The organism is Bordetella pseudohinzii (assembly GCF_000657795.2).
In the GTDB taxonomy this organism is placed as follows: Bacteria; Pseudomonadota; Gammaproteobacteria; order Burkholderiales; family Burkholderiaceae_B; genus Bordetella; species Bordetella pseudohinzii.
Window position 1 is genome coordinate 87,053 of the sequence record NZ_JHEP02000002.1, and the last position, 25,555, is coordinate 112,607.

General features: G+C 66.9%; 24 protein-coding genes. 6 read left to right on the top strand and 18 right to left on the bottom strand.

Annotation, left to right across the window (positions count from 1 at the left end; genetic code table 11):
- Positions 1–219: 219 nt before the first annotated feature.
- The 3 genes from L540_RS02620 to L540_RS02630 all read right to left on the bottom strand — a co-directional run bounded on the left by L540_RS02620 (position 220) and on the right by L540_RS02630 (position 2,885).
- On the bottom strand, positions 220–1,149 hold the full coding sequence (locus tag L540_RS02620; RefSeq protein WP_043212888.1) for an electron transfer flavoprotein subunit alpha/FixB family protein: 930 nt from the start codon (positions 1,147–1,149) through the stop codon (positions 220–222).
- A gap of 2 nt (positions 1,150–1,151) precedes the next feature.
- Complete coding sequence (locus tag L540_RS02625) at positions 1,152–1,901, bottom strand: electron transfer flavoprotein subunit beta/FixA family protein (RefSeq protein ID WP_043212886.1); 750 nt, start codon at positions 1,899–1,901, stop codon at positions 1,152–1,154.
- A gap of 69 nt (positions 1,902–1,970) precedes the next feature.
- Positions 1,971–2,885, bottom strand: coding sequence for a histone deacetylase family protein (locus tag L540_RS02630; RefSeq protein ID WP_043213085.1), 915 nt, complete (start codon positions 2,883–2,885; stop codon positions 1,971–1,973).
- 19 nt (positions 2,886–2,904) lie between these two features.
- Here L540_RS02630 and mltB point away from each other — a divergent pair, with 19 nt between their 5' ends.
- Complete coding sequence (gene mltB / locus L540_RS02635) at positions 2,905–4,044, top strand: lytic murein transglycosylase B (RefSeq protein ID WP_043212885.1); 1,140 nt, start codon at positions 2,905–2,907, stop codon at positions 4,042–4,044.
- A gap of 52 nt (positions 4,045–4,096) precedes the next feature.
- Here the strand turns inward: mltB and cysM are convergent, their stop codons facing one another.
- The 15 genes from cysM to gyrA all read right to left on the bottom strand — a co-directional run bounded on the left by cysM (position 4,097) and on the right by gyrA (position 20,387).
- Entirely contained in the window at positions 4,097–5,008 is a 912-nt protein-coding gene (cysM, locus tag L540_RS02640) for a cysteine synthase CysM (RefSeq protein ID WP_043212883.1), read from the bottom strand.
- Between the two features lie 61 nt (positions 5,009–5,069).
- Complete coding sequence (locus L540_RS02645) at positions 5,070–5,423, bottom strand: ComEA family DNA-binding protein (protein ID WP_043212882.1); 354 nt, start codon at positions 5,421–5,423, stop codon at positions 5,070–5,072.
- 115 nt (positions 5,424–5,538) lie between these two features.
- Positions 5,539–6,528, bottom strand: a complete 990-nt coding sequence (rfaD, locus tag L540_RS02650) for an ADP-glyceromanno-heptose 6-epimerase (protein ID WP_043212880.1) — start codon at positions 6,526–6,528, stop codon at positions 5,539–5,541.
- On the bottom strand, positions 6,525–7,466 hold the full coding sequence (rfaE1, locus tag L540_RS02655) for a D-glycero-beta-D-manno-heptose-7-phosphate kinase (protein ID WP_053073155.1): 942 nt from the start codon (positions 7,464–7,466) through the stop codon (positions 6,525–6,527). The genes rfaD and rfaE1 overlap by 4 nt, the downstream gene beginning before the upstream one ends.
- A complete protein-coding gene (gene lapB, locus L540_RS02660; protein ID WP_043212878.1) occupies positions 7,463–8,692 on the bottom strand; it encodes a lipopolysaccharide assembly protein LapB in 1,230 nt (409 codons plus the stop codon). The genes rfaE1 and lapB overlap by 4 nt, the downstream gene beginning before the upstream one ends.
- 36 nt (positions 8,693–8,728) lie before the next feature.
- Positions 8,729–9,043, bottom strand: coding sequence for a LapA family protein (locus tag L540_RS02665; RefSeq protein ID WP_043212876.1), 315 nt, complete (start codon positions 9,041–9,043; stop codon positions 8,729–8,731).
- Between the two features lie 169 nt (positions 9,044–9,212).
- Positions 9,213–9,572: an integration host factor subunit beta gene (locus L540_RS02670; RefSeq protein ID WP_043212875.1), complete on the bottom strand. Its 360-nt coding sequence runs from the start codon at positions 9,570–9,572 to the stop codon at positions 9,213–9,215.
- A gap of 1 nt (position 9,573) precedes the next feature.
- A complete protein-coding gene (gene rpsA, locus L540_RS02675) occupies positions 9,574–11,286 on the bottom strand; it encodes a 30S ribosomal protein S1 (protein WP_043212872.1) in 1,713 nt (570 codons plus the stop codon).
- A gap of 182 nt (positions 11,287–11,468) precedes the next feature.
- The gene (gene cmk / locus L540_RS02680; RefSeq protein ID WP_043212870.1) at positions 11,469–12,155 is read right to left on the bottom strand and encodes a (d)CMP kinase; all 687 of its coding nucleotides are present in this window, start codon (positions 12,153–12,155) and stop codon (positions 11,469–11,471) included.
- A gap of 18 nt (positions 12,156–12,173) precedes the next feature.
- Entirely contained in the window at positions 12,174–13,493 is a 1,320-nt protein-coding gene (aroA, locus tag L540_RS02685; protein ID WP_043212868.1) for a 3-phosphoshikimate 1-carboxyvinyltransferase, read from the bottom strand.
- Positions 13,493–14,392: a prephenate dehydrogenase gene (locus tag L540_RS02690; protein WP_043212866.1), complete on the bottom strand. Its 900-nt coding sequence runs from the start codon at positions 14,390–14,392 to the stop codon at positions 13,493–13,495. The genes aroA and L540_RS02690 overlap by 1 nt, the downstream gene beginning before the upstream one ends.
- On the bottom strand, positions 14,389–15,510 hold the full coding sequence (gene hisC, locus L540_RS02695; RefSeq protein ID WP_043212864.1) for a histidinol-phosphate transaminase: 1,122 nt from the start codon (positions 15,508–15,510) through the stop codon (positions 14,389–14,391). Before hisC ends, L540_RS02690 begins: the two co-directional genes overlap by 4 nt.
- A 21-nt stretch (positions 15,511–15,531) precedes the next feature.
- Positions 15,532–16,617, bottom strand: a complete 1,086-nt coding sequence (gene pheA, locus L540_RS02700; protein WP_043212861.1) for a prephenate dehydratase — start codon at positions 16,615–16,617, stop codon at positions 15,532–15,534.
- Complete coding sequence (gene serC / locus L540_RS02705; RefSeq protein ID WP_043212860.1) at positions 16,610–17,740, bottom strand: 3-phosphoserine/phosphohydroxythreonine transaminase; 1,131 nt, start codon at positions 17,738–17,740, stop codon at positions 16,610–16,612. The genes pheA and serC overlap by 8 nt, the downstream gene beginning before the upstream one ends.
- Positions 17,741–17,747: 7 nt before the next feature.
- Positions 17,748–20,387, bottom strand: coding sequence for a DNA gyrase subunit A (gyrA, locus tag L540_RS02710; protein ID WP_043212859.1), 2,640 nt, complete (start codon positions 20,385–20,387; stop codon positions 17,748–17,750).
- Between the two features lie 391 nt (positions 20,388–20,778).
- Here gyrA and ompA point away from each other — a divergent pair, with 391 nt between their 5' ends.
- From ompA to L540_RS02735, 5 genes are all read left to right on the top strand, one after another.
- The gene (gene ompA, locus L540_RS02715) at positions 20,779–21,360 is read left to right on the top strand and encodes an outer membrane protein OmpA (RefSeq protein WP_043212858.1); all 582 of its coding nucleotides are present in this window, start codon (positions 20,779–20,781) and stop codon (positions 21,358–21,360) included.
- Positions 21,361–21,433: 73 nt separating this feature from the next.
- On the top strand, positions 21,434–22,159 hold the full coding sequence (gene ubiG, locus L540_RS02720) for a bifunctional 2-polyprenyl-6-hydroxyphenol methylase/3-demethylubiquinol 3-O-methyltransferase UbiG (RefSeq protein WP_043212854.1): 726 nt from the start codon (positions 21,434–21,436) through the stop codon (positions 22,157–22,159).
- The gene (gene gph / locus L540_RS02725; protein WP_043212853.1) at positions 22,156–22,830 is read left to right on the top strand and encodes a phosphoglycolate phosphatase; all 675 of its coding nucleotides are present in this window, start codon (positions 22,156–22,158) and stop codon (positions 22,828–22,830) included. Before ubiG ends, gph begins: the two co-directional genes overlap by 4 nt.
- 160 nt (positions 22,831–22,990) lie before the next feature.
- Positions 22,991–23,344: a UDP-N-acetylglucosamine 2-epimerase gene (locus tag L540_RS02730; RefSeq protein WP_043212849.1), complete on the top strand. Its 354-nt coding sequence runs from the start codon at positions 22,991–22,993 to the stop codon at positions 23,342–23,344.
- A gap of 7 nt (positions 23,345–23,351) precedes the next feature.
- Positions 23,352–25,538: a hypothetical protein gene (locus L540_RS02735; RefSeq protein WP_043212848.1), complete on the top strand. Its 2,187-nt coding sequence runs from the start codon at positions 23,352–23,354 to the stop codon at positions 25,536–25,538.
- Positions 25,539–25,555 lie beyond the last annotated feature (17 nt).

Sequence of the window (25,555 nt, forward strand, 5' to 3'; positions counted from 1 at the left end):
CTGCCCCCTCGTTGGTTCAACCGCCCATTTTCTTGCCGAGCCTGCACTTCCCATCAGGAATCTCCGTCGCGGTGTATCGGGCCTACCGTGCGCCAAAGACATTATCAGAATTGGCAGGAAAAACCAAAGCCCGTCACGGCCGCCCCCCCGGCCCGGGCCGGGCAAAAAAAAGCCGCGGCAGTGACGCCGCGGCTTTTTCCGAGACCCTGGGTCAGCGCATCAGAGCGCGCCGGCCAGCTCGGGCACCACCTGGAACAGGTCGCCGACCAGGCCGTAATCGGCCACGCCGAAGATGGGCGCCTCGGGATCCTTGTTGATGGCCACGATGACCTTGGAGTCCTTCATGCCCGCCAGATGCTGGATGGCGCCGGAGATGCCCACGGCCACATAGAGCTGCGGCGCAACAATCTTGCCGGTCTGACCGACCTGCCAATCGTTGGGGGCATAGCCCGCGTCCACCGCCGCGCGCGAGGCGCCCAGCGCCGCGCCCAGCTTGTCGGCCAGCGGATCCAGGATCTTGAAGTTCTCGGCGCTGCCCAGGCCCCGGCCGCCCGAGACCACCACGCGCGCGCCCGCCAGTTCCGGGCGGTCGCTCTTGGCCACTTCGCGGCCCACGAAGCTCGACAGACCCGAATCGGCCACCGCGTCCACCGCCTCGATGGCCGCCGAACCGCCCGTGGCCGCCACGGCGTCAAAGCCCGTGGTGCGCACCGTGATCACCTTGACCGCATCGCCCGACTGCACCGTGGCAATGGCATTGCCCGCGTAGATGGGACGCTGGAAGGTATCGGCCGACTCCACGCCGATAATGTCCGAGATCTGCGCCACGTCCAGCTTGGCGGCCACGCGCGGGGCCACGTTCTTGCCCGAGGCCGTGGCCGGGAACAGAATGTGGCTGTAGGCCGAGGCCACCGCCAGCACCTGCGCGGCCAGGTTCTCGGCCAGCCCTTCGGCCAGCTGCGGCGCATCGGCCAGCAGCACCTTGGCCACGCCGGCCGCGGCGGCGGCCTGCTCGGCCACGGCGCGGGCATTGCTGCCCGCCACCAGCACATGCACCTCGCCGCCCAGCTTGGCGGCCGCGGCGATCGTGTTCAGGGTCGCGCCCTTGAGCTGGGCGTTGTCGTGTTCGGCAATAACAAGCGTCGTCATTGTTAGATCACCTTCGCTTCATTCTTCAGTTTGTCCACCAGCGCGGCCACGTCGGCCACCTTGATGCCAGCCTTGCGCGCGGGGGGTTCGGTGACCTTCAGGGTCTTCAGGCGCGGCGCCGGGTCCACGCCCAGGTCTTGCGGCGTGACGGTTTCCAGCGGCTTTTTCTTGGCCTTCATGATGTTGGGCAGCGTCACATAGCGCGGCTCGTTCAGGCGCAGGTCCGTCGTCACGATCGCCGGCAGCTTCAGCTTCAGCGTCTCCAGGCCGCCGTCGACCTCGCGCGTGACCGTCACCTGACCCTCGCCCAGCTCCACCTTGCTGGCAAACGTGGCCTGCGGCCAGCCCAGCAGCGCGGCCAGCATCTGGCCCGTCTGGTTGGCGTCATCGTCGATCGCCTGCTTGCCCAGGATCACCAGCTGCGGCTGCTCCTTGTCCACCAGCGCCTTGAGCATCTTGGCCACCGCCAGCGGCTGCAGCTCCGCATCGGTCTGCACCAGCACGCCACGGTCCGCGCCGATGGCCATGGCCGTGCGCAGCGTCTCCTGGCATTGCGCCACCCCGCAGGACACGGCGATGACCTCGGCCACGCTGCCCTTCTCCTTCAGGCGCGTTGCCTCCTCGACGGCGATTTCGTCAAAAGGGTTCATCGACATCTTCACGTTGGCGATGTCCACCCCGGTTTGATCAGATTTCACGCGCACCTTGACGTTGTAGTCAACGACGCGCTTGACGGGTACCAATACCTTCATCCAGCAGCCTCCAAACAATAATTTCCCGGCGGAGTGCCGGGAGTTGCATTGCACAATTTTTTCTTGATTCTACAACTTCGACAGCGATCTGATGTGAGCGACCACGCTGCGGCCCAATGCCGACAGGTTGTAACCGCCCTCCAGCGTGCTGACGATGCGCCCCTGCGCATGGCGGTCGGCCACCTCCACGAGCTGGTCGGTGATCCAGGCGTAATCCGCCTCCACCAGGCCCATCTGGGCCATGTCATCCTCTCTGTGCGCATCGAAACCGGCCGAGATCAGCAATAGCTGCGGCGCGTGCGCCTGCAGGCGCGGCAGCCATTGCTGGCGCACGATGTCACGCACCGCCGCGCCGGTCGAATAGGCCGCCACCGGGACGTTCAGCATATTGTCCGCGGGGTGGTCGAAACCGCTGTTGGGAAAAAAGGGATGCTGGAAAAAACTGCACATCAGCACTCTTTCGTCGCCCGCGAAGGCCTCTTCGGTGCCATTGCCGTGATGCACGTCGAAATCGACGATGGCGATGCGCGTCAGGCCATGCTTGTGCAGGGCATATTGCGCCGCAATAGCCACATTGTTGAAAAAGCAGAAACCCATGGCGCGGCTGTGCTCGGCATGATGGCCGGGCGGGCGCACCGCGCAGAAGGCCGTGGTGGCTTCGCCCGCCATCACCGCGTCGACCGCCGCGATGCCCGCGCCGGCCGCATGATAGGCCGCCTCCAGAGTGTGGGGATTCATCAGGGTGTCGGGATCGATCTCCGCATAGCCGTGCTCGGGCGACAGGCCGCGCAGACGGTCCAGATGATAGGCGCTGTGCACGCGCAGGATGTCTTCGCGCGTGGCGGCCGGCGCCTGTCTTTCGCCCAGGAAGGGCATGAGGCCGTTGGCCAGCAGCTGATCGGAAATGGCGTCCAGCCTCTGCGGGCTTTCGGGATGCCAACTGCCCATTTCATGCAGCTTGCACGACGGGTGGGTAAGATACATGGTCTCCATAGGGAAGATTATGTTCATCACCCGGCGTTTCCTGCAAATCGGCCTTGCCGCGTCCCTGCTGGGAGGCTGTGCCTCCCCCGCCCCCAAACCCGAAGCTTCCGCCGCCCCGCCCGCCACGACCGAGGGTAAACCCCAGGTCATCCGCATCGGTTCCGACACGCCCGCGGCCGAACCCTCCGCCACGCTGACGCCTGGCGGCAAGATGCGGCCCGAAGTGCGCAGCTTCGCCGAAGCCCTGGCCAGCGAGCGGGCCCTGCCCCTGGAATCCGTGCTCGGCATGCTGACAGACTCCCGCTACAGCAGCACCGTGGCGCGCCTGATCGCCCCCTCCGTGCCCGGCCGCAAGGTCTGGCGCAGCTGGCTCACCTATCGCTCGCGTTTCGTGGAACCCAAGCGCATCGCCTGGGGAGTGAGCTTCTGGAACGAGCACCGCGCCGTCATCGAGCGCGCCGCCCAGCAATACGGCGTCCCCGCTTCCATCATCGTGTCCATCATCGGGGTCGAAACCCTGTATGGCCGCAACATGGGCAATTTCCGCGTGATCGATGCGCTGGCCACCCTGGCTTTCGATTACCCCGAACCGGTCAAGCCCGAACGGGTGGAGATGTTCCGCACGCAGCTGGCCGACTTCATCACGCTGACGCTGCAAGGCAAGCTCGAACCCGGCGCCCTGGGCTCCTTCGCGGGCGCCGTCGGCATGCCGCAGTTCATGCCCACCAGCATCGCCCATTACGCCGTGGACGGCGATGACGACGGGCATATCGATCTGGCCAACAGCGTGCCCGATGCCGTGATGTCGGTCGGCAACTTTCTGCAAAAACACGGCTGGCAGCGCGGCCTGCCGGTATTCGCGCCAGTCACCCTGCCAGCCGATCCCTCGGCCCTGGTCGATGGCGGCCTGACGCCGCGCCTGGATTGGGCCCGCCTGCAACAGGCCGGCGCCCGGCTGCCTGCCGAGGGCGGCGCGGGCAGCTGGCAGTCCAGCCCGCTGGGCATCGTGGACCTGGCCGAAGAAGCGCGCGGCACGGTCCAGTACCGCACCGGCACCGCCAACTTCTTCGTCATCACCCAATACAACCGCAGCTATTTCTACGCGACCGCGGTGGCCGACCTGGCCGCCGAACTGCAGGCCCGCGTGGGACGTCCCTGACCCTCCAAAAAGAAAAAGCCCGCCGGCCGGCGGGCTTGCAGGGGCGGCGCGCTCAGTTGAACACGCCCGTGGACAGGTAGCGATCGCCCCGGTCGCAGACAATGAAGACGATGGTGGCGTTTTCGACCCTGGCCGCCACCCGCAGGGCGGCCACCAGCGCGCCGGCCGACGAAATACCGCCGAAGATGCCTTCTTCGGCGGCCAGGCGGCGAGCCATGGTCTCGGCCTCGGCCTGGCCGATGGACTCATAGGCGTCGACCAGGGAGCGGTCGAAAATCTTGGGCAGATAGGCCTCGGGCCATTTGCGGATGCCGGGGATCTGCGAGCCCTCGGCCGGCTGCGCCCCCACCACCTGGACGGCCGGATTGCGCGACTTGAGATAGGTGGACACGCCCATGATGGTGCCGGTCGTGCCCATGGCGCTGACAAAATGCGTCACCTGGCCCTGGGTCTGGGTCCAGATTTCCGGGCCCGTGCCCTCGACGTGGGCGCGCGGATTGTCCGGATTGGCGAACTGGTCCAGCACCTTGCCCTTGCCCTCGGCCTGCATGGCCATGGCCAGGTCGCGGGCGTATTCCATGCCGCCCTTGTCGGCCGGCGTCAGGATGAGTTCGGCCCCATAGGCCGTCATGGCCGCGCGCCGCTCCACCGAGAGGTTGTCCGGCATGATGAGGATCATGCGGTAACCGCGCATGGCGGCCGTCATCGCCAGGGCGATGCCGGTATTGCCGCTGGTGGCCTCGATCAGCGTGTCGCCGGGCGCAATCTCGCCGCGCTGCTCGGCGCGCAGAATCATGGAAAGCGCGGGGCGGTCCTTCACGGAGCCGGCCGGGTTATTGCCCTCCAGCTTGGCCAGAATGACATTGCCGCGGGCCTGGCCGAGCTCGCCAGGAATACGTTGCAGGCGCACCAGCGGCGTATTGCCGACGGTTTGCTCGACGGTGGGGTAGGTAATGGCGTTCATGCCGGGATAATAACCGCCCTGCCTGCCCGCGGCGGCCCAAACCCGCGCTCGGGGCAGGGACTCAGGGACGGCGGACGGCCGCGGGCCGCTTGGCGGGCGCCGGGGCTGGCCTGGCGGCGGCGGGCTCGCCCGCCGCCGGTTTGCCCACCGTCAGGCCGGCCTCGGCCAGGCGGGCCGCCTTGCGCGCGCCAATGCCGCGCACGCGATCGCTCAGGTCCTCCAGCGAACGATAGGGGCCGCCTCTTTCGCGCTCATGCACGATGAGCTCGGCGCTGCGGGGCCCCAGCCCTTTCAGTTCGCGCAGCTGCGCCGCCGTGGCGCTATTGAGGTCCAGGGCCGCGGCCGGCGCCGCGGGGCTGAGCAGCAGGGCCGCGGCCAGCAGCCGGCCCGGCAAGCAAACGGGGAAAAAACGCATATGACACTCCGGAAGAAAAGACGGCCAGCGCCGCCAGGGCCTCCAGAATGCGCCGACGGACCCGCGAAGGGCCCGTCAGTGCAGCGTGATGACACAGCGTACAAGCCCGCGGGCTTTATTTGCGCGCGCGCCAATAGCTCACGTATTCGCTCACGCCGGTCTGCACATCGCGCATGGGCGCGGTAAAGCCGGCTGCGCGCAGATTGTCCACATTGGCCTGGGTGAAGCTCTGGTAGCGTCCCTTCAGGTCATCGGGGAAGGGAATGTAGCGGATCAGGCCTTCGCTCACGAGCTTGTCCAGCGGCAGCGCGGCCTCGCCCCGCTCGGCGCGCAGGCTGTTCACCACGGCGGCGGCCACATCATTGAAGGGCTGCGCGCGTCCGGTGCCGCAATTGAAGATGCCCGAGATCTGCGGGTGATCCAGAAAATGCAGATTGACGTCCACCACGTCCTGGACCGAAATGAAATCCCGGCTCTGGCCGCCATCGGGATAGCCGTCCCAGCCCGCGAACAGGCGCACATGCCCTTCGGCCAGGAACTGGTTCATGTTGTGAAAGGCCACCGAGGCCATGCGGCCCTTGTGCTGCTCGTGCGGGCCATAGACGTTGAAATACCGCAGCCCGACGACCTGGGCCGTGAGCTTGTCCAGGCGCGTGCGCAGGACCTGGTCGAACAAGAGCTTGGAATAGCCGTAGACATTGAGCGGACCCTCGTTGGCCGGGTCTTCGACATAGACCGTCGAGGCGCCGTAGACGGCGGCCGAGGAGGCGTACAAAAAAGGCACGCGCTGCGCCTGGCAATACTCGAACCACTCCAGCGTGACGCGGTAGTTGTTGTCCATCATGTAGCGGCCATTGCGCTCGGTGGTGTCCGAACAGGCGCCTTGATGCAGCACGGCCCGCAGGCGCGGCAGCTTGCCGGCGCGCAGCAATTCGCGCACATCCTCGTGATGCATGTAGTCGGCGATCTTGCAGTCGACGAGATTGAGGAATTTATCGCCCTGGGTCAGGTCGTCGACGGCGATGATGTCGTAGATGCCGCGGCGATTGAGCCCGCGCACCAGGTTGCTGCCGATGAAACCGGCCGCGCCAGTGACAATGATCATATTGCTTCTCCTGCGAGTTCAGCGCCAGTCACCACGGAAGTGCCCAGCTTGCCGACGACGATGCCGCCGGCGCGGTTGGCCCAGCGCATGGCATCCATCCAGGACAGGCCGGCGGCGCGCATGACGGCCAGGGTCGCCAGCACGGTATCGCCGGCGCCCGACACATCAAACACCTCGTGGGCCTGGGCATCGACATGTTCGCGGCCCGCCTGGGTGAACAGCGTCATGCCCTGTTCCGAACGGGTCACGAGCAAGGCCTCCAGGTCCAAGTCCTGGCGCAAGGCCTGGGCCCGGTCGGTGAGCTGCGATTCATTGGACCACCGGCCCACGGCCTGCTGCATCTCGGAACGGTTGGGCGTGACCAGGGTCGCGCCCCGATAGCGGGTGTAGTCGTCCCCCTTGGGGTCGACCAGCACCGGAATGTTGCGCGCGCGCGCCTGGGCGATCAGGTCCTGCACGCGGGCCAGCGCCCCCTTGGCGTAATCGGACAGCACCAGCACATCGCAGGCCGCCAGTTCACGCGCCAGGGCCATATCCACGCTGTCCAGCATGGCCGGGCCGGGTTCTTCCTCGAAGTCCACGCGCAGCAGCTGCTGCTGGCGGCCCAGCACGCGCATCTTCAGCGTGGTGTGGCGCTCGGGGTCGGCCACCAGATCGGTGCGCACCCCGGCTTCGGCGGCCAGCGCGGCGATGCGCTCGCCCGCCTCGTCGGCGCCCACCACGCCGATCAGCGTCGCCTGAGCGCCCAGCGCGGCGATATTGCGCGCGACGTTGGCCGCGCCGCCCAGGCGGTCCTCGCGGCGGGCCACACGGACCACGGGCACCGGGGCCTCGGGCGAAATACGCTCGACCTCACCGAACCAATAACGGTCCAGCATGACATCGCCAACCACGAGCACGCGGGCGCGCGCGACGGCTTGGGCGGGAAAAGACATCATTCAAGTTCTTCCAGACGACGCGGGGTATAGGTTTCCCAGGCATTACAGCCCGGGCACTGCCAGTAGAACCGGCGCGCCTGGAATCCGCAACTGCGGCAGGCGTAGCGGTCCAGGCGCTGCGTATGCTTGTGTATCAGGCTGCGCAACAGCGTCATGTCGGCGCCCGGCACGGGGCTGTTCTGCGCCTCCCCGGCCGGCTGCGCGGCCAGTTCGGCCTCCAGCAGGCGGTCCAGGCCCAGCAGCGAGGGATGATGGCGCAGCGCCGCGCGCGCGAAGGCCCAGGCCGGCTCGCTGCCTTGCTGGGCGCGCAATTCGCGGAACACCACATTGAACAGGTCCAGCGAGGCGTGGCGCTCATACTGCGCGCGCAGGCGCTCCAGGCCCTGCACGACCTCGCCGGCCTGGCGATAGTTGGCCAGCAGCTGCTCGGCCACCAGGCCCGCGTATTCGGGGGCATCGGCCAGGATGCCTTCCAGGTACATGCGCTCGCGCTTGCTGTCATTTTCGAGCGCGGCCAGGCGGGCGCGCAGCAAGGACGTCCGCACCTTGGAACCGTGGCTCATGCCTTCGCCGCGACCGGCGCCCTCGACGGCATGATCGGCCGCATCCAGGGCCGCCAGCGCGGCCTCGATATCGGGCGGCTTGGCCGACAGCGCGCTCTGGGCCTGTTCGCAGTAGTAATGGACCAATTGCGGCGCGGGTTCGTCGACCAGCCCGTGCAGGGTCTTGACCGCCTCGATGGCGCGCGGCCAATCGTGCTCGGATTCGTAAATGCGGATCAGCGAGCGCAGCGCGGGCAGCGCATAGCGCGTGTCGGTGTCCTTGAGTTGTTCGAAAGCGGCTTCGGCGCGATCGAGCATGCCGGCCTTCAGGAAGTCCTGGGCCAACTCGTGCTGGGCATGTTCGCGCTCGGCCTGCGGCAGATCGGAGCGGTTCAGCAGGCTCTGGTGCACGCGGATGGCGCGCTCCATTTCGCCGCGGCGCCGAAACAGGCTGCCCAGGGCGAAGTGCAGCTCCGTGGTTTCCGGATCCAGTTTGGCGACCTCGACAAAAGCGTCGATCGCCCGGTCGGGCTGCTCGTTCAGCAGAAAATTCAAGCCACGGAAATAGGAGTCCGGCAGGGTGCGCGTCTCGCGCAGCATTTGCCGGAAATCAAAACGCGCCGCCAACCAGCCCAGTGCAAACAGCACGGGGACAAAAATCAGCCACCAAGGTTCAAAGTCCACGGTCCAGACTCTTGCAGTGCAATCAAAAAAGCCGCGTTACAGCGGCGACATCGGCGCGACCGCTTCGGGCGCGACAGGCGGTTGGGTGCCGTTGGCGGCGGCTTGCAGGCGTTCGACCTCGCGGCGCAGGCGCTGCGCCTCGCGGCGGCGGCGCATCGACGCCGGCACGGTCAGCAGCAGGCCGAACACCGCGCCCAGCACAAAGGTCGCCAGCATGACCACGATCAGCGGCACATCCTGCACCACGTAATCAGCATAGAACTTGACGGCCACCGGGTCGGTATTCTTCAGCGCGAACATCAACACGGCGATAAAGACGAGCAATCGCAGGGCCCAGACAAGGTAGCGCATGGCGCATGCTCCAGAGGGATAAGACATTTAATTGTAAGCGCAAGCCGGACCGAAGCAGTACGGGACGGCAGGCTTTTGTCGTGATCGCGCACGAGGGCGCGGGCAGGCAAAAAAACAAAGCCCCTTGAAACCTCAAGGGGCTTTGCGTCGCGACGACCGCGCGGTGACGTCAGTGCATGGCATGCATGTCCATCACGGACTGCAGGGGGTCGGACGATTCATGGGAGGAATCGCCACCCGGTTCGTTGCCAGCCAGATCCACGCGCTCTCGCAACTCCTTGCCCGCCTTGAAGTGCGGCACCTGTTTGCCAGGCACCAGCACTTGTTCGCCGGACTTGGGGTTGCGCCCCACGCGCGGAGACCGCTGCGACAAGGAAAAGCTGCCAAAACCACGGATTTCGATGCGCTGACCCGAGGACAGGGCCTGGGTCATGGCGTCAAGCATGGTCTTGACCGCGTAATCGGTGTCGCGGGCGGCCAGCTGGGGATAGCGGGCCGCCAGAGCGGCGATCAGCTCCGACTTGGTCACGTCAACCGTCGTTGCGCTGTTGGTCCAGCTTGGCCTTGAGCAGCGCGCCCAGGTTGGTCGTACCCGACGAGGCGCTGGCTTCGGACATGCGCTGGATGGTTTCAGCGGTCTCGGCGTTATCGCGAGCCTTGATCGACAGCTGGATCGAACGCGCCTTGCGGTCGATGTTGATGATCATGGCTTCGATGTTGTCGCCGGCGTTCAGCACGGTGGTGGCGTCTTCGACACGGCCCGAGGAGATCTCGGAAGCGCGCAGATAGCCTTCGACGTCGACCGACAGGGTCACGACGGCGCCCTTGGGCTCGACCGACTTGATCGTGCCGGGGACGACGGCGCCCTTGTCATGCGTGGCGACGAAGTTGTTGAACGGATCGCCTTCGAGCTGCTTGATGCCCAGCGAGATGCGTTCCTTCTCGGTGTCGATGCCCAGGACCACGGCTTCGATCTCGTCGCCCTTCTTGAAGTTGCGCACGGCTTCTTCGCCGGTTTCCGTCCACGACAGGTCGGACAGGTGAACCAGGCCATCGATACCGCCGGGCAGGCCAACGAACACGCCGAAGTCGGTGATCGACTTGATGGCGCCGCGCACCTTGTCGCCGCGCTTGAAGTTCGTGGCGAACTCTTCCCAGGGATTCTGGCGGCACTGCTTCATGCCCAGCGAGATACGGCGGCGGTCTTCGTCGATTTCCAGGACCATGACTTCGACTTCTTCGCCCAGGGTCACGACCTTGCGCGGATCGACGTTCTTGTTGGTCCAGTCCATTTCGGAGACGTGCACCAGGCCTTCGATGCCGGCTTCGACTTCCACGAAGGCGCCGTAGTCGGTCAGGTTGGTGACCTTGCCGAACAGACGGGTGCCTTGCGGGTAGCGGCGAGCCAGGCCCACCCACGGGTCTTCGCCCAGCTGCTTGACGCCCAGCGACACGCGGCTCTTTTCCTGGTCGAACTTGAGGACCTTGGCTTCGACTTCCTGACCCACTTGCAGGACTTCGGAGGGGTGACGCACACGGCGCCAGGCCATGTCGGTGATGTGCAGCAGGCCGTCGATGCCGCCCAGGTCCACGAACGCGCCGTAATCGGTGATGTTCTTGACCACGCCCTTGACCACGGCACCTTCGTGCAGCGTCTCGAGCAGCTTCTGGCGCTCTTCGCCCATGCTGGCTTCCAGCACCTGGCGGCGCGACAGCACGACGTTGTTGCGCTTGCGGTCGAGCTTGATGACCTTGAATTCGAGGGTCTTGCCCTCGTAGGGGGTGGTGTCCTTGACCGGACGCAGGTCGACCAGCGAACCCGGCAGGAAGGCGCGGATGCCGTTGGTCATGACGGTCAGGCCGCCCTTGACCTTGCCCGTGATGGTGCCGGTGACCAGCTCGCCATTTTCCAGGGCCTTTTCGAGTTGCAGCCAGGCCGACAGGCGCTTGGCGCGGTCACGCGACAGGATGGTGTCGCCGTAGCCGTTTTCCAGCGAATCGATCGCCACGGAGACGAAATCGCCGGGTTGTACTTCGAGCTCGCCCTGGTCGTTCAGGAACTCTTCCAGGGGGATCAGCGCCTCGGACTTCAGGCCGGCGTTCACGACCACGAAGTTGTGATCGACACGAACGACTTCAGCGCTGATGACCTCGCCGGACTTCATGTCCTGGCTCTTGAGGCTCTCGGCAAACAGGTCGGCAAAGCTTTCGCCGCCGATGGCGGGAGTGGAAACGGAAGACATTAGGTTAATAATCCATTAGGCCAAAATCGGCCGTTGATACACACCGCAACGGCTTGCCCGCCGCAGTGGAGTCAAAAAACCTGCCGGTTGCGCCGCTCTTGCGGGGTGCCCCGTGGGAACGTACACATGGCCGTCAGGGCCAAAAAACGGCGTCCCGAAAGACACCGCGAACTGCATTCATCTCATGAGGCCGGGCCTTGCCTGTCGCGCCAGCGCTCAAGCACGGCCTGCACCGTCTGCTCTATCGTCAGTTTGGACGAGTCCAGCACCTGCGCGTCGGGCGCCGGCGCCAAAGGCGCCACGGCCCGCTGCGTATCGCGCGCATCGCGCTCGCGCATATCACGCAATAGGTCGGCTAGATTAGCAGAAATTCCCTTATCGATCAACTGCTTATAGCGTCTCTGCGCCCGGGCTTGGACATCGGCGATCAGGAAAATTTTAAGGGACGCATCTGGGAAGACCACCGTGCCCATATCGCGACCGTCCGCCACCAGCCCCGGCGGCTGACGGAAGGCCCGCTGCCGCTCAAGCAGGGCCTGGCGCACGGCCGGGTAGGCCGCCACGCGCGAAGCATAATTGCCGACATGCTCCTGGCGGATTTCGTGGCCCACGTCCACGCCCTTGAGATACATATGGGGGCCGTCGAAGCGAACATCAAGCGCCTGGGCCACGCCGGCCACGGCGGCCTCGTCCTCGGGCCGCACGCCGCCGTCCAGCGCCGCCAGGGCGGTGAGGCGATACAGCGCGCCGCTGTCGAGGACGGAGAACCCCAGGGCCTTGCCCACCCGGTGGGCGATGGTGCCCTTGCCCGAGGCGGTCGGGCCGTCGATGGTGATGACCGGCACCGGGCCGGCAGAATCGGAACACATGGGATGATCCCTTGGACGTCAGGCGCCGACCAGGCTGGCGTAGACGTCGAAATAATTGGGGAAGGTCTTGCTCACGCAGCCCGGATCCAGGATGCGCACCGCGGCCGGCCCGAACGCCGCCAGCGAAAAACACATGGCCATGCGGTGGTCGTCCCAGGTGCCGATATGGGCGTCACGCCACTGGCCTGCCGCCGGCGGCGTGACCGCCAGCCAATCGGGGCCGCTTTCGACCGTGGCTCCGAGTTTAGCCAGTTCGGTCTGCATCGCGTGGATACGATCGGTTTCCTTGACGCGCCAGCTGCCGATATTGCGCAGGCGGCAAGGCCCGTCGGCAAACAGCGCCATGGCCGCGGCAGTCATGGCCGCGTCGGGAATCAGGTTGAAATCGGCGTCGAACGCCTTGATCCGCCCGCCCTCGGCCACCGCCGGGCCGCGGGCTTCGATCCAATCGGCGCCCCGGGTGATCGTGGCCCCCATGTCGGCCAGGGTGTCGGCGAAGGCGACGTCGCCCTGGATGCTGTTCTCGCCCACGCCCGTGACCCGGACCGGCCCGCCGCCCAGCACGCCCAGGGCCAGGAAATACGACGCCGTCGAGGCATCGCCCTCGACCGCGATGCGGCCCGGGCTGCGGTAGCGCGCGCCGCCCTCGATGGTGAACGCCCGCCAGCCGTCGCGCCGCACCGTCACGCCGTAGCGCGCCATCAGATTGAGCGTGATCTCGATATAGGGCTTGGAAATGAGCTCGCCGATCACCTCAATGGTGACCGGCCGGCCGCTGGCGCCCGCCTCGATAGGCGCGGCCATCAGCAGCGCCGTCAGGAACTGGCTGGACACCGCCCCCTGGACCCGCACCGTGTCGGCCTGGACGCGGCCTCGCCCCAGCCGCAGCGGCGGATAGCCTTCCTGGCCGAGGTAATCGATCCGCGCGCCCCAGCCCCGCAGGGCGTCGACCAGGTCGCCGATGGGCCGCTCGTGCATGCGCGGCACGCCCGAGAGCTGGTAGTCGCCGCCCATCAGGGCCAGCGCCGCGGTCAGCGGCCGGAAGGCGGTGCCCGCATTGCCGAGGAACAGATCGGCCTGCCCGACCGGAAAGCGGCCGGCGCCGTCCACGGCCACCCTGCCCTCGCCCAGATCCGTCACCGGGACGCCCAGCTGGCGCAAGGCCGCCAGCATGACGCGCGTATCGTCGGAATCGAGCAGGCCGGAGATCTCGGTGCGGCCCTCGGCCAGCGCGGCGATCAGCAGCACGCGGTTGGAAATACTCTTGGAGCCGGGCAAGGCCACCACGCCGCGGGCGTGGCGTGCCCGGGGCAGGTCCAGATAGGCCTGGGCATTCATCAGGAAGACTCCTTGCGCCAGGCGCGCCGGGCCAGCGCGGCCTCCTGCAGCCATTGCTGCAGGCTCGCGCCGTCACCGGCCGCCAGGGCGGCTTCGGTTCGGTCCAGCACGGCGCGCAGCGCCGCCAGCTCGGCCAGCATGGCCGAGCGGTTGGACAGGAAGATGTCGCGCCACATTTCGGGCGAGCCGGCGGCGATGCGGGTGAAATCGCGGAAGCCCGAACCGGCCAGCGCCAGCCGCGTCTGGGCGTCCCCGGCCTCGCAGACCTGGGCCATATAGGCGGCCGCCAGGAAATGAGGCATATGGCTGACCGAGGCCAGCACGCTGTCATGCGCTTCGGGCGTCATGTCCAGCACCTGCGCGCCGCAGGCCTGCCAGGCGGCGCGCACGCGCGCCACGGCCTGGGGCGGATTCTCCGCCAGCGGCGTCAGGATGACCTTGCGCCCCTCGTACAGCGCGGCGTCGGCGGCCTGCGGCCCCGTGCGCTCGGCGCCGGCGATGGGATGGCCCGGCACGAAGGCGGCGATGCGTTCGCCCAGCGCCTGGCGCGCGGCCTGGACGACCTCGGCCTTGGTGCTGCCGGCATCGGTGATCAGGGCGTCCGGGCGCAGATGGTCGCGCATGCGCGCCAGCATGGGGCCCAGGCCGCCAACCGGCGTGGCCAGCAGGATGAGATCAGCCTGCGCCGCGGCGGACTCGGGGCTCACGGCCTCGTCGATAAGGCCCAGCGCCTGGGCCTGGGCCAGCGACGCCGGATTGCGCCCCACGCCCAGCACGCGCCCGACCTGCCCGGCCTGGCGCAGCGCCGCGGCAAAGGAACCGCCTATCAAGCCCACGCCGACCACCGCGAGCACCGGAATCATGACCGGGCTTGCATCCGGGGCTTGCCGCCTGCTCATGCCGCCAGAATCTCGGTGAGCGCCGCGATGAAGCGTTCGTTCTCGGAGGGCAGCCCGATCGAGACGCGCAGCCATTCGGGCAGGCCGTCGCCGGCCACCGGGCGCACGATGACGCCGCGCTTGAGCAGTTCGAGATTGATGCGGGGCGCATCGCCCACATGCACCAGCACGAAATTGCCGTAGCTGGGCACATAGCGCAGCTTCAAGGCCTCGAAGGCCTGCACGAGCTGCGCCTTGCCGGCCTTGTTGGCTTCGTAGGCGCGCTCGAGGTAGGCCGTGTCGGCCAGGGCCGCGACGGCGGCCGCCTGGGCCAGCGTGTTGACGTTAAAGGGCTGGCGGACGCGGTTCAGCAGGTCGGTGAGCGCCGGCTGGGCCACGGCGAAGCCCACGCGCAGGCCGGCCAGGCCATAGGCCTTGGAGAAGGTGCGCGAGACGATGAGATTGGGAAAGCGGCGCACCAGCGCGACGCTGTCGAAACGGTGTTCGGGGTCGAGATACTCGTTGTAGGCCTCGTCCAGCACCACGGTCACGCGCTCGCCGTGCGCCTCGGTAAGCCGGACCAGGAAGCGCTCGATCGCCTCGCCCGGCACGAACGTGCCCGTCGGGTTGTTCGGATTGGCGATGAAGACCACGCGCGTATCGCCGTCGATGGCCGCCAGCATGGCGTCCAGGTCATGGCCGTAATCCTTGGCGGGCACCACGATATGACGGGCGCCCCGGGCCTGGGTGGCCAGGCGGTAGACGGCGAAGGAATGCTGGGCATAGACGGCCGAGACGCCCGGCTCCAGCAGGGCCAGGGCGACGATCTCGAGGATGTCGTTCGAACCATTGCCCAGGGTGATCCAGTTGGCGGGCACGCCATAGCGCGCGGCCAGGGCCGCCTTCAGGTCAAAGCCATTGGGATCGGGATAGCGGGCCAGCGCATTGGCCGCGGCCAGCATGGCCTGGCGCGCCGATTCCGGCATGCCCAGCGGGTTTTCGTTGGAGGCCAGCTTGATGATGCCGGCCGGATCCAGCCCGAACTCGCGGGCCAGCTCTTCGATGGGCTTGCCCGCCTGGTATGGGGCGATGGCGCCCACGTGGGCGGGGGCGACGAGGGTCTTGTTTGCTTGGGTCATGATGACGACGGAGACCGGGCCTTATTGCGCCGGATAGGAGCCGAGAATCTTGAAAAAGGCGGCCTGCTGCGCCAGCGCGGCGAAAGCCGTGGCCACATTGGTGTCTTTCTGGTGCCCCAGGCAATCGATGTAGAAGTAGTACTCCCACTGCCCGGTGCGCGCCGGGCGCGACTCGAAACGGGTCATCGACACGCCATTGACGGCCAGAGGCGCCAGCATGTCGTAGACCGCGCCGGCGCGATTGGGCACGGCCAGGATGAGGCTGGTCTTGTCCTGGCCGCTGGGCAGCGGCTCGATGCGGCCGATGGCCACGAAGCGCGTGCGGTTCTGCGCGTCGTCCTGGATGCCCGTGGCCACGAGGGAGAGGTTCCAGGCCGGCGCCGCCACTTCGCCGGCGATGGCGGCCACCGTGGCGTCGCCCGCCGCCACGCGCGCGGCCTCCGAGTTGCTGGCCGCGGCCACCCGTTTCAGGTCGGGGTAGTGGCGGTTCAGCCAGCCCTGGCATTGGGCCAGGGCCTGGGGATGCGCGGAAATCGTGGTCACGCCGTCCATCGTGCCGGATTGCGTCATCAGGCAATGGCGGATCACGAGCGAACGCTCGCCCATGATCTTCAGGGGCGTGTTCAGCAGCAGGTCCAGATTGCGGTTGACCGCGCCTTCGGTGGAGTTCTCGACCGGCACGATGCCCACGTCGGCCTGGCCGCTCTCGACGGCGCGGAACACCTCGTCAAAAGAGGCGCAGGGCATCTGGGTCACGGAATGGCCGAACTGCTCCAGCGCGGCCTGCTCCGAAAACGAACCTTGCGGGCCCAGATAGGCGACCGTCATGCCGCGCTCCAGCCCCCGGCAGGCCGACATGATTTCGGTCCAGACGCTGGCCACGGCCTCATTGGGAAACGGGCCGGCGTTGCGCTGCTGCAAACCGCGGATGACTTCGGCTTCGCGCTCCGGGCGCAATACCGGGCCGTCGGCGTGGGCCGCATGCTTGACCTCGCCCACTTCCTGGGCCGTGCGGGCGCGCTGGCCCAGGAGCTCGAGGATCTGGCGGTCGATGGCGTCGATGCGGTCGCGCAGCGGCCGCAGCTTGGCCTGCAAGGAATCATCCATAGCGGCGCTCGAATTCCTTGAGGTAATCGACCAGGGCCTGCACGCCGGCCAGCGGCATGGCGTTGTAGATGGAGGCGCGCATGCCGCCCACGCTCTTGTGCCCCTTGAGCGCCAGCAGGCCGGCGGCCTCGGCGCCTTGCAGGAAGGCATCATTGAGCGATTCGTCGCGCAGCACGAAGGGCACGTTCATGCGCGAACGCACCGAGGGCTCGACCGGATTGCGGTAAAAGCCGCTGGCGTCCAGATAGCCGTAGAGCAGGTCGGCCTTGGCCTTGTTGGCCGCCTCCAGGGCCTGCACGCCGCCCTGGGCCTTGACCCATTTGTAGACCAGGCCGGCGACGTAGATCGCGAAGGTCGGCGGGGTGTTGTAGCGCGAATGCTCGGCGGCCACGTTGGCGTAGTCAAAGGCCGACGGACAGATGGACAGCGCCTTGCCCAGCAGGTCGCGGCGCGCGATGACCACGGTCACGCCGGCCGGGCCGGCGTTCTTCTGCGCGCCGGCGAACAGCAGGCCGGTGCGGGTGGCGTCCAGCGGACGCGACAGGAAATGCGAAGACGCATCCACCACCAGGGGCACGTCGGGCGCGCCCAGCGCGGCCAGATCGGGCCAGTCGGTGAATTCCACGCCCCCTATGGTTTCGTTGCTGCACAGATGCAGATAGGCCGCCTCGGGACGGACCTGCCAGCTCGCCGCCGGCGGCACCCAGGTAAAGGGGCGCTGCTCGCGGCCGCCGATCTCGGCGGCCTGCGCGCTGGAGGCGGCGATGCGGGCGTCGCCATAGCGGCCGGCTTCTTTGTGCGAGCGCGTGGACCAATGCCCGGTCACCACGAAATCAGCCGCCGGCACGCCGCGCCGGCCGATCAGGTTCATGGGAACGATGGCGTTCTCGCCCAGCCCGCCGCCCTGCATGAACATGACGGCATAGTCGGCCGGCAGGTTCATGAGTTCGCGCAGGTCGGCTTCGGCCTCGTCGCAGATCTGCACGAACTGGCGGCCGCGGTGACTCATTTCCATCACCGACATGCCGCTGCCTTGCCAATCCAGCATCTCGGCCGCGGCCTGCTGCAACACCACCTCGGGCAGGACCGAAGGTCCGGCCGAGAAATTCCAGGGGCGCGCCATCTCTTGCTTACTCCGTAGGTTCTTCAGTCGATTCGATCGGGCCTTCGTCGCCGCCCTCTTCCGACTCGTCATCGTCGGCGTCGCTCTCGACCACCCGGCGCACGCCCGACAGCGAGCTGCCGTCATCGACGCTGATCAGCGTCACGCCCTGCGTGGCGCGGCCCATTTCACGGATCTCGCTCACGCGGGTACGCACCAGCACGCCGCCCGTGGTGATCAGCATGATTTCATCGCTCGGGTTGACCAGGACCGCGCCGACGACCTTGCCGTTGCGCGAGCTGGTCTGGATGGCGATCATGCCCTTGGTGCCGCGACCGTGGCGGGTGTACTCGGTGATGGAGGTCCGCTTGCCGTAGCCGTTTTCAGTGGCGGTCAGCACGCTCTGGCTTTCGTCGCCGGCCACCAGCAGCGCGATCACGGTCTGGCTGTCCTCGAGCATCATGCCGCGCACGCCGCGCGCCGCGCGGCCCATCGGGCGCACGTCGTTTTCGTCGAAGCGCACGGCCTTGCCGGCATCCGAGAACAGCATGACATCGTGCTTGCCGTCGGTCAGGTCGGCGCCGATCAGGTAGTCGCCGTCATCGAGGTCGACCGCGATGATGCCGGCCTTGCGCGGGTTGGAGAAGTCGGACAGCGCCGTCTTCTTGACCGTGCCGCGCGAGGTCGCCATGAACACGTAGTGGTCGTCGCTGAATTCCTTGACCGGCAGCACCACGGTGATCTTCTCGCCGTCGGCCAGCGGGAACATGTTGACGATGGGCTTGCCGCGCGAGTTGCGCGTGCCTTGCGGCACTTCCCAGACCTTGAGCCAATAGACGCGGCCGCGGTTGGAGAAGCACAGCAGATAGTCGTGCGTATTGGCGATGAAGAGCTGGTCGACCCAGTCGTTTTCCTTCATCTGGGTGGCCTGCTTGCCGCGCCCGCCGCGTTTCTGCGAGCGGTATTCGGACAGCGGCTGGCTCTTGATATAGCCGCCGTGCGACATGGTCACCACCATGTCCATGGGCGTGATCAGGTCCTCGGTGTCCAGCTCGGTGGCGTTGACCTCGATCTCCGAGCGGCGGGTGTCCTTGGCCGAGGTCGAGAACTCGGCCTTGATGGCCTGCAGCTCGTCGCCGATGATGGTGGTGATGCGCTCGGGGCGGGCCAGGATGTCGAGCAGGTCGGCGATGGTGTCCATCACCTCCTTGTACTCGCCGATGATCTTGTCCTGCTCCAGGCCGGTCAGGCGCTGCAGGCGCATGTTCAGGATTTCCTGAGCCTGCGTCTCCGACAAACGGTACTGTCCATCGCCCTGCAGGCCGAAGCCCTCGGGCAGGTCTTCCGGGCGGAAGGCCTGGCGGCCGCCGACGACGTCGCCGCCATCGGCGCGGGCCAGCATCTCGCGCACCAGCGAGGAATCCCAGCTGCGCGCCATCAATTCCTGGCGGGCCACCGGCGGGGTGGGCGCGGCCTTGATGATGGCGATGAAATCGTCGATGTTGGCCAGGGCCACGGCCAGGCCTTCCAGCACGTGGCCGCGCTCGCGGGCCTTGCGCAGCTGGAACACCGTGCGGCGGGTGACGACTTCGCGGCGGTGCTGCAGGAAGTAATCGATCAGCTGCTTGAGATTGAGCAGGCGCGGCTGGCCATCGACCAGCGCCACCAGGTTCATCCCGAAGGTGTCCTGCAGCTGGGTGTTCTTGTACAGATTGTTGAGCACCACCTCGGGCACTTCGCCGCGCTTGAGCTCGATGACCAGGCGCATGCCGTCCTTGTCCGACTCGTCGCGGATATCGGAAATGCCCTCGATCTTCTTGTCGTTGACCAGCTCGGCGATGCGCTCCTGCAGCGTCTTCTTGTTGACCTGGTAGGGGATGGCGTCGACCACGATGGCCTGACGATTGCCCTTTTCCATGTCCTCGAAGTGCGTCTTGGCGCGCATGATGACGCGGCCCCGGCCGGTGCGATAGCCTTCGCGCACGCCGGCCATGCCGTAGATGATGCCGCCCGTCGGGAAATCCGGGGCCGGAATGATTTCCAGCAGCTCATCGACCGAGCATCCGGGGTTGCGCAGGCAGTACAGGCAGCCCTCGACCACTTCGCCAAGGTTGTGCGGCGGGATGTTGGTCGCCATGCCCACGGCGATGCCCGAGCTGCCGTTGACCAGCAGATTGGGCAGGCGCGAGGGCAGCAGCAGCGGCTCTTGCTCGCTGCCGTCGTAGTTGGGCCCGAAATCGACGGTTTCCTGGTCGATGTCGGCCAGCAGCTCGTGCGCGATCTTGGCCAGGCGGATTTCGGTGTAACGCATGGCCGCGGCGTTATCGCCGTCGATGGAACCGAAGTTGCCCTGGCCGTCGACCAGCATGTAGCGCATGGAGAAATCCTGCGCCATGCGGACGATGGTGTCGTAGACGGACTGGTCGCCGTGCGGGTGGTATTTACCGATGACGTCGCCCACGATACGGGCCGACTTTTTGTAGGCGCGATTCCAGTCGTTGTTCAACTCGTGCATCGCGTAAAGCACGCGCCGGTGCACGGGCTTCAAGCCGTCCCGCACATCCGGCAGCGCCCGACCGACGATCACGCTCATCGCGTAATCGAGGTAGCTGCGGCGCATCTCTTCTTCCAGCGATACCGGAAGCGTCTCCTTGGCAAAGGAATCCATATATATAGCGACAGAATCGTGTGTAAGGAGGAACCCGGGCCGGGTAAACGGGAAATTCTATCATTCGATTGCAGCCGCCTCCCCCCAGGCCCGGCGGGGCGCGTTCGCCGACAAGTGTGCTACCGGCCCCGGCCGCCGCCCAAGCCCTGTTGCCAAAAACCAACATGAATTCTGCATCGGGTGCCCAAATGGTCATATCCTGAGTCAATGGACTGGCTTAAAGGGAGCCAAAGGTCCCCAAATGCCTTAAGATTGTTTCCAGCACGCAGGAGACCCAGTGGCGGCCCTTTGAACCTGTTCGGAGCGTTGCTATACTGGCCCCGTTTTCCTGATATGCGGCGGGGGTTCGCTGCGAGTCACTTATCCAGCTTCAAGCTCAACGAGGAGAAACATGAACAAACCCTCCAAATTCGCTCTGGCGCTTGCCTTCGCCGCTGTCACGGCCTCTGGTGTAGCCTCGGCTCAGACGGTGGACAACTGGCGCAATCCGTTCGGCGACGTGTGGAAGAACGGCACCAACGAATTGTGCTGGCGCGATGCGTTCTGGACCCCGGCGACCGGCATCCCCGGCTGCGACGGCGTTCCGGTTGCCCAGAAGGAAAAGCCCGCCCCGATGGCCGCCAAGGTCGTGTTCAACGCTGACACGTTCTTCGACTTCGACAAGTCCGTGCTGAAGCCGGAAGGCCGCCAACTGCTGGATCAAGTTGCCCAGCAAGCTGGCACCATCGATCTGGAAACCATCATCGCCGTCGGCCACACCGACTCGATCGGTACCGAAGCCTACAACCAGAAGCTGTCCGAGCGCCGTGCCGCTTCGGTCAAGGCCTACCTGGTCAGCAAGGGCATCGACCCGAACCGTATCTACACGGAAGGCAAGGGCGAACTGCAGCCCGTCGCGACCAACAAGACCGCCGAAGGCCGCGCCCGCAACCGCCGCGTGGAAGTCGAAATCGTCGGCAGCCGTCGCAAGTAAGCATTGCAGCGCTAGCCGCTACAATGAGGGCCTCGCTATGCGAGGCCCTTTTTTTCGCCATCTACCCTTGCCCATGACCACAGCCGCCACGTCTTCCCGCCCCAACGTCAATGTCGACCAGGCCGAATTGGATAAATTCAGCGCCCTGGCCGCGCGCTGGTGGGACCCGGAAAGCGAGTTCAAGCCCCTGCACGCCATCAACCCGCTGCGGCTGGAATGGATACAGGAGACGGCGGGCAGCCTGGGCGGACGCCGGGTGCTGGACGTGGGCTGCGGCGGCGGCATCCTGTCGGAAGCCATGGCCCAGGCCGGCGCCGAGGTCACGGGCATCGACCTGGCGGAAAAATCGCTCAAGATCGCGCGCCTGCACGGCCTGGAATCGGGCGTGAAGGTCGACTACCGCGCCGTGCCCGTCGAAGACCTGGCCGCCGAGCAGCCGGGCCACTACGATGTGGTCACCTGCATGGAAATGCTTGAGCACGTCCCCGATCCGGCCTCGATCGTGCGCGCCTGCGCCACCCTGGTCAAGCCGGGCGGCTGGGTGTTCTTCTCCACCCTGAACCGCAACCCCAAGTCCTTTCTGTTCGCCATCGTGGGCGCCGAATATGTGCTGCGGCTGCTGCCGCGCGGCACCCATAGCTACGAACACTTCATCAAGCCCAGCGAACTGGCCGCCTCCGCGCGCCAGGCCGGCCTGACCCCCTCGGGCATGCGCGGCATGGAATACAACCCCATTACCCAGATCTACTCCCTGTCGGCCAACACCTCGGTCAATTACCTGATGGCAACCCGCAAATGAGCGCGCTGATCCTGTTCGACTTCGACGGCACCCTGGCCGATACCGCTCCCGACCTGGCCGCCGCGGCCAATCGCCAGCGCACCCGCCGCGGCATGCCGCCCCTGCCCTACGAACAGCTGCGTCCGGTGGCCTCCCAGGGCGCGCGCGGCCTGCTGCGCGTGGCGCTGGGCCTGGCGCCCGGCGATGAAGCCTATGAGCCCACCCGCCTGCAGTTCATCGCCGACTACGCGGAGGGCTCCACGCGCGAAAGCCGGCTGTTCCCGGGTATTGCCGACCTGCTGGCGCACATCCGTTCGCAAGGCCTGGCCTGGGGCATCGTCACCAACAAAGTCACCCATCTCACGCTGCCCATCGTCGAGCACCTGGGGCTGGTGCGCGACAGCGCGGTCTTGGTTTGCGGCGACACCACCGCCCATGCCAAACCGCATCCGCTGCCGCTGCTGCACGCCGCCGAACAGGCCGGTTACGCAACCAGCCGCTGCATTTACGTGGGCGATGACTTGCGCGACATCCAGGCGGCCCATGCGGCCGGCATGCCCGCCATCGCCGCCGCGTACGGCTATGTCACTGAAAACGAAGACATCGCCCTGTGGCAAGCGGAAGCCCGGGTAGACTCGCCCCAGGCTCTCTGGGATGCGATCCGGCCCTTGCTGCCGCGCAGCCCGGCCTGAACACCTCCCGCGGGAAGAAACATGGAAATGGGGCCACCCCCTTTCAAATCTGTCCCGTATATGAGACCTTAAGCCATCTCTTAAACTCGTTCGAGCTCACGATTACATCTTGCAAGGCTAGGCGTTAAATCCCTATCACCCTATTCCGGGAGGTCTCCCGATGAAGGTGCTTGCGATATTCGGCACGCGGCCGGAAGCCATCAAGAGGACGCCTCCGCTGCGGGCATGGAAAGCTCAATCCGGCCTGGAATGCATCGCCGCGCTCATCGGCCAGCATTGGCAGATGCTAGACCAGGTGCTGCATCTGCTCGGCATCCAGGCCGACCATGATCTGGATGTCATGGTCCCCAAGCAGACCCTCGACGGTCTGTATGCGCGCGTGCTCACCCGTGTGGACGCCCTGCTCGAAGGCGAGGCGCCCGACTGTGTCCTGGTGCGCGGCGACACCACCACCGCCCATGGGGCGGCCCTGATGGGCCGCACGGTGCAGGAATTCAATCCCATTCGATCGTGAGTCCAACATGCCTGTCTCTTGCACTCGCCTGCCGAACCTGACACGACTCGTCCTGCTGACCGCGTTGGCCCTGCCCGCGGCCGCGCCCGCCTCGCCCGCCGGCGACGCGCTGCGCGAGCTGGCGCGCGACACCTGGGTCCAGCGCAGTCTTTCGCTGGAAGACCTGGGCCTCAATGATCCGGCGGTGCTGCGCATGAGCGAGAACCAGCAGGACTACTACTTGCCGGTTCCCAAAGGCCTGCGTCTGGCCGATGCCACGCTCACGGTCGACGGACGGTATATCCGAGGCGAGGAAAGCCCCCCGACGCTGGGCCTGAGCATAGACGGCCGTCCGGTCATGGCCCAGCGCATGCAGGAGCGCGAGGGCTCAATCACCCGCCCTTATGCGCTTGACGCGCATGCGCGCGACTCCGGCTTTGTGCATCTGCGGGTCGATTGGGGCTCGCCCATCGGCCGCCGCATCTGCGATCCGGACCGGCCCACGGCCAATGTGCTGACGCTGGCGCCCACCACCCGCCTGGCCTACCGCTTTGCCTCGAGCGATCTCACCACGCTGGACGATGCCTGGAGCACCCTGCCCGGCAAGCCGGTGTTGCTGATCGCCAGCGGCAAACTGGAGCAGACCAGCTACGACGCGGCCTGGCGCGCCGGCGTGGCGCTTGGCCGGGCCGGCAAGCGCGCGCGGGTCTCCAGCCTGCCCGCCGTGGGCGATACGGTTGCGTTGGACGGGCTTGCCATTCCAGCGGGCTTGGCGGACGTCAAGGGCTTCGCGGCCTTGCGTGGCAAGGACGAACACCGTCTGGCCGACGCGGCCGAGCTCGGCGCCTGGATAGTCGCCGGCGGCGTGCAGGCCGATCTGGTCATTGCCGATGCCGCGTTCTCGGCGCAGCTCAAGGCCGCGCTGGACGCCCTGCAGGCGCAATTGCAGAACGACAGCGACGCCGTCGCCGGCTTGAAAGCCTGGCGCGACCAGCATGCCGGCCTGGCCGACGCCCCGCCGGCCAGCCAGCAGGTCAAGCTCGGCCTGCTAGGCAAACAGACCGTGATCGCCATCGCCCCGGACGCCGGGGCCCAGGCCGCTGGCCTCTTCGACAGCCAGTGGCGCCGCGTGCTGGCCGGTCCGCAAGCCAGCTTGCACAGCGCGGGCCAGAATCCCATGAGCGGCGCCGTGCGCCTGTCCGACCTGGGAGGCTCCACCCAGGCTTTCGATGTCATCACGCGCGGCGACTGGACCATCAACTTTCCGCTGAGTTCGGTCTCGGCCGACGGCCGCATCCCGGGAGAACTGGTGCTCGATGTGGCGGCCGCCCCCGGCGCCGCGGCATCGCCGCCGGTGGTCTCGGTCCTCTGGAACGGGGTGCTGCTGGACGCGCGCCGGCTGACCGATGCCGGCCAGCCCGCTCGGCTGACCTCTCGCGTCCCGGGCTATGCGCTGGGCGTGAACAATGTGCTGCGCGTGAGTTTCCAGCGCCAATCTGCCTCGCCGGACTGCGCCGAGACGCCGCAGGCCTATCCCGTCAATGTGCTGGCCAGCAGCCATCTGCGGCCGACGCCGGCCGAGCCCGACGGGACATTCGTGGGCCTGCTGCCCCTGCTGGCGGGCAGCCCGCAACTCATCCTGCCACCGGCATGGCTGGACAAACCGGCCGAGTCGCTGCCCCACGTCATCCCCATGGCCACGGCCAGCGCCCTGTCGCCGGCCCGCGCCGAGCTCGTGCTGGCGGACAAGGAGGCGCAGCCGACCAAGCCCTTCCTGGCCATGGGCGTGACCGTGGCCGGGGCCGCGCCGCTCATCGAGGTCGTCGAAGGCAAACGGCTGCGCGTGGGCGGCCGCGAGCGGCCCTGGCTGGATCTTGAAGGCCCCGAGCCGCTGAGCGCGGCCTCGGTCGTCAAGGCCGGCAAGCAATCCGGCATCGCCTGGTATGCGCTGGGCAAGACGCCGGTCACGCCGTCCGCCGCCTTTGTGCTCTCGCGCGGCGACGGCGTGGTCCTGGGCGCCAAGGGGCCGCTGGCCTGGGTCGATACGACCGATCCGGGCCTGAGCCGCCCGCCAGGCGCCGCGGGCGGGACATTTTATGAATGGCGCAACTACCTGTCCTGGGGACTGCCGGCGCTAGGCATCGTGCTGGTGCTCGGGCTGCTGCTTGCCCTGGCCGTGCGCCGCGCCCGCAAGCGCCGCGAGAACAGCCATTGAGAAGAGGCTTCGACTTC

Coding starts and splice junctions, on each gene's coding strand:
- L540_RS02620 (WP_043212888.1), bottom strand. CDS start 1,149: ATGACGACGCTTGTTATTGCCGAACACGACAACGCCCAGCTCAAGGGC.
- L540_RS02625 (WP_043212886.1), bottom strand. CDS start 1,901: ATGAAGGTATTGGTACCCGTCAAGCGCGTCGTTGACTACAACGTCAAG.
- L540_RS02630 (WP_043213085.1), bottom strand. CDS start 2,885: ATGTATCTTACCCACCCGTCGTGCAAGCTGCATGAAATGGGCAGTTGG.
- mltB (WP_043212885.1), top strand. CDS start 2,905: ATGTTCATCACCCGGCGTTTCCTGCAAATCGGCCTTGCCGCGTCCCTG.
- cysM (WP_043212883.1), bottom strand. CDS start 5,008: ATGAACGCCATTACCTACCCCACCGTCGAGCAAACCGTCGGCAATACG.
- L540_RS02645 (WP_043212882.1), bottom strand. CDS start 5,423: ATGCGTTTTTTCCCCGTTTGCTTGCCGGGCCGGCTGCTGGCCGCGGCC.
- rfaD (WP_043212880.1), bottom strand. CDS start 6,528: ATGATCATTGTCACTGGCGCGGCCGGTTTCATCGGCAGCAACCTGGTG.
- rfaE1 (WP_053073155.1), bottom strand. CDS start 7,466: ATGATGTCTTTTCCCGCCCAAGCCGTCGCGCGCGCCCGCGTGCTCGTG.
- L540_RS02665 (WP_043212876.1), bottom strand. CDS start 9,043: ATGCGCTACCTTGTCTGGGCCCTGCGATTGCTCGTCTTTATCGCCGTG.
- rpsA (WP_043212872.1), bottom strand. CDS start 11,286: ATGTCTTCCGTTTCCACTCCCGCCATCGGCGGCGAAAGCTTTGCCGAC.
- cmk (WP_043212870.1), bottom strand. CDS start 12,155: ATGTGTTCCGATTCTGCCGGCCCGGTGCCGGTCATCACCATCGACGGC.
- aroA (WP_043212868.1), bottom strand. CDS start 13,493: ATGAATGCCCAGGCCTATCTGGACCTGCCCCGGGCACGCCACGCCCGC.
- L540_RS02690 (WP_043212866.1), bottom strand. CDS start 14,392: ATGAGCAGGCGGCAAGCCCCGGATGCAAGCCCGGTCATGATTCCGGTG.
- hisC (WP_043212864.1), bottom strand. CDS start 15,510: ATGACCCAAGCAAACAAGACCCTCGTCGCCCCCGCCCACGTGGGCGCC.
- pheA (WP_043212861.1), bottom strand. CDS start 16,617: ATGGATGATTCCTTGCAGGCCAAGCTGCGGCCGCTGCGCGACCGCATC.
- serC (WP_043212860.1), bottom strand. CDS start 17,740: ATGGCGCGCCCCTGGAATTTCTCGGCCGGACCTTCGGTCCTGCCCGAG.
- gyrA (WP_043212859.1), bottom strand. CDS start 20,387: ATGGATTCCTTTGCCAAGGAGACGCTTCCGGTATCGCTGGAAGAAGAG.
- ompA (WP_043212858.1), top strand. CDS start 20,779: ATGAACAAACCCTCCAAATTCGCTCTGGCGCTTGCCTTCGCCGCTGTC.
- ubiG (WP_043212854.1), top strand. CDS start 21,434: ATGACCACAGCCGCCACGTCTTCCCGCCCCAACGTCAATGTCGACCAG.
- gph (WP_043212853.1), top strand. CDS start 22,156: ATGAGCGCGCTGATCCTGTTCGACTTCGACGGCACCCTGGCCGATACC.
- L540_RS02730 (WP_043212849.1), top strand. CDS start 22,991: ATGAAGGTGCTTGCGATATTCGGCACGCGGCCGGAAGCCATCAAGAGG.
- L540_RS02735 (WP_043212848.1), top strand. CDS start 23,352: ATGCCTGTCTCTTGCACTCGCCTGCCGAACCTGACACGACTCGTCCTG.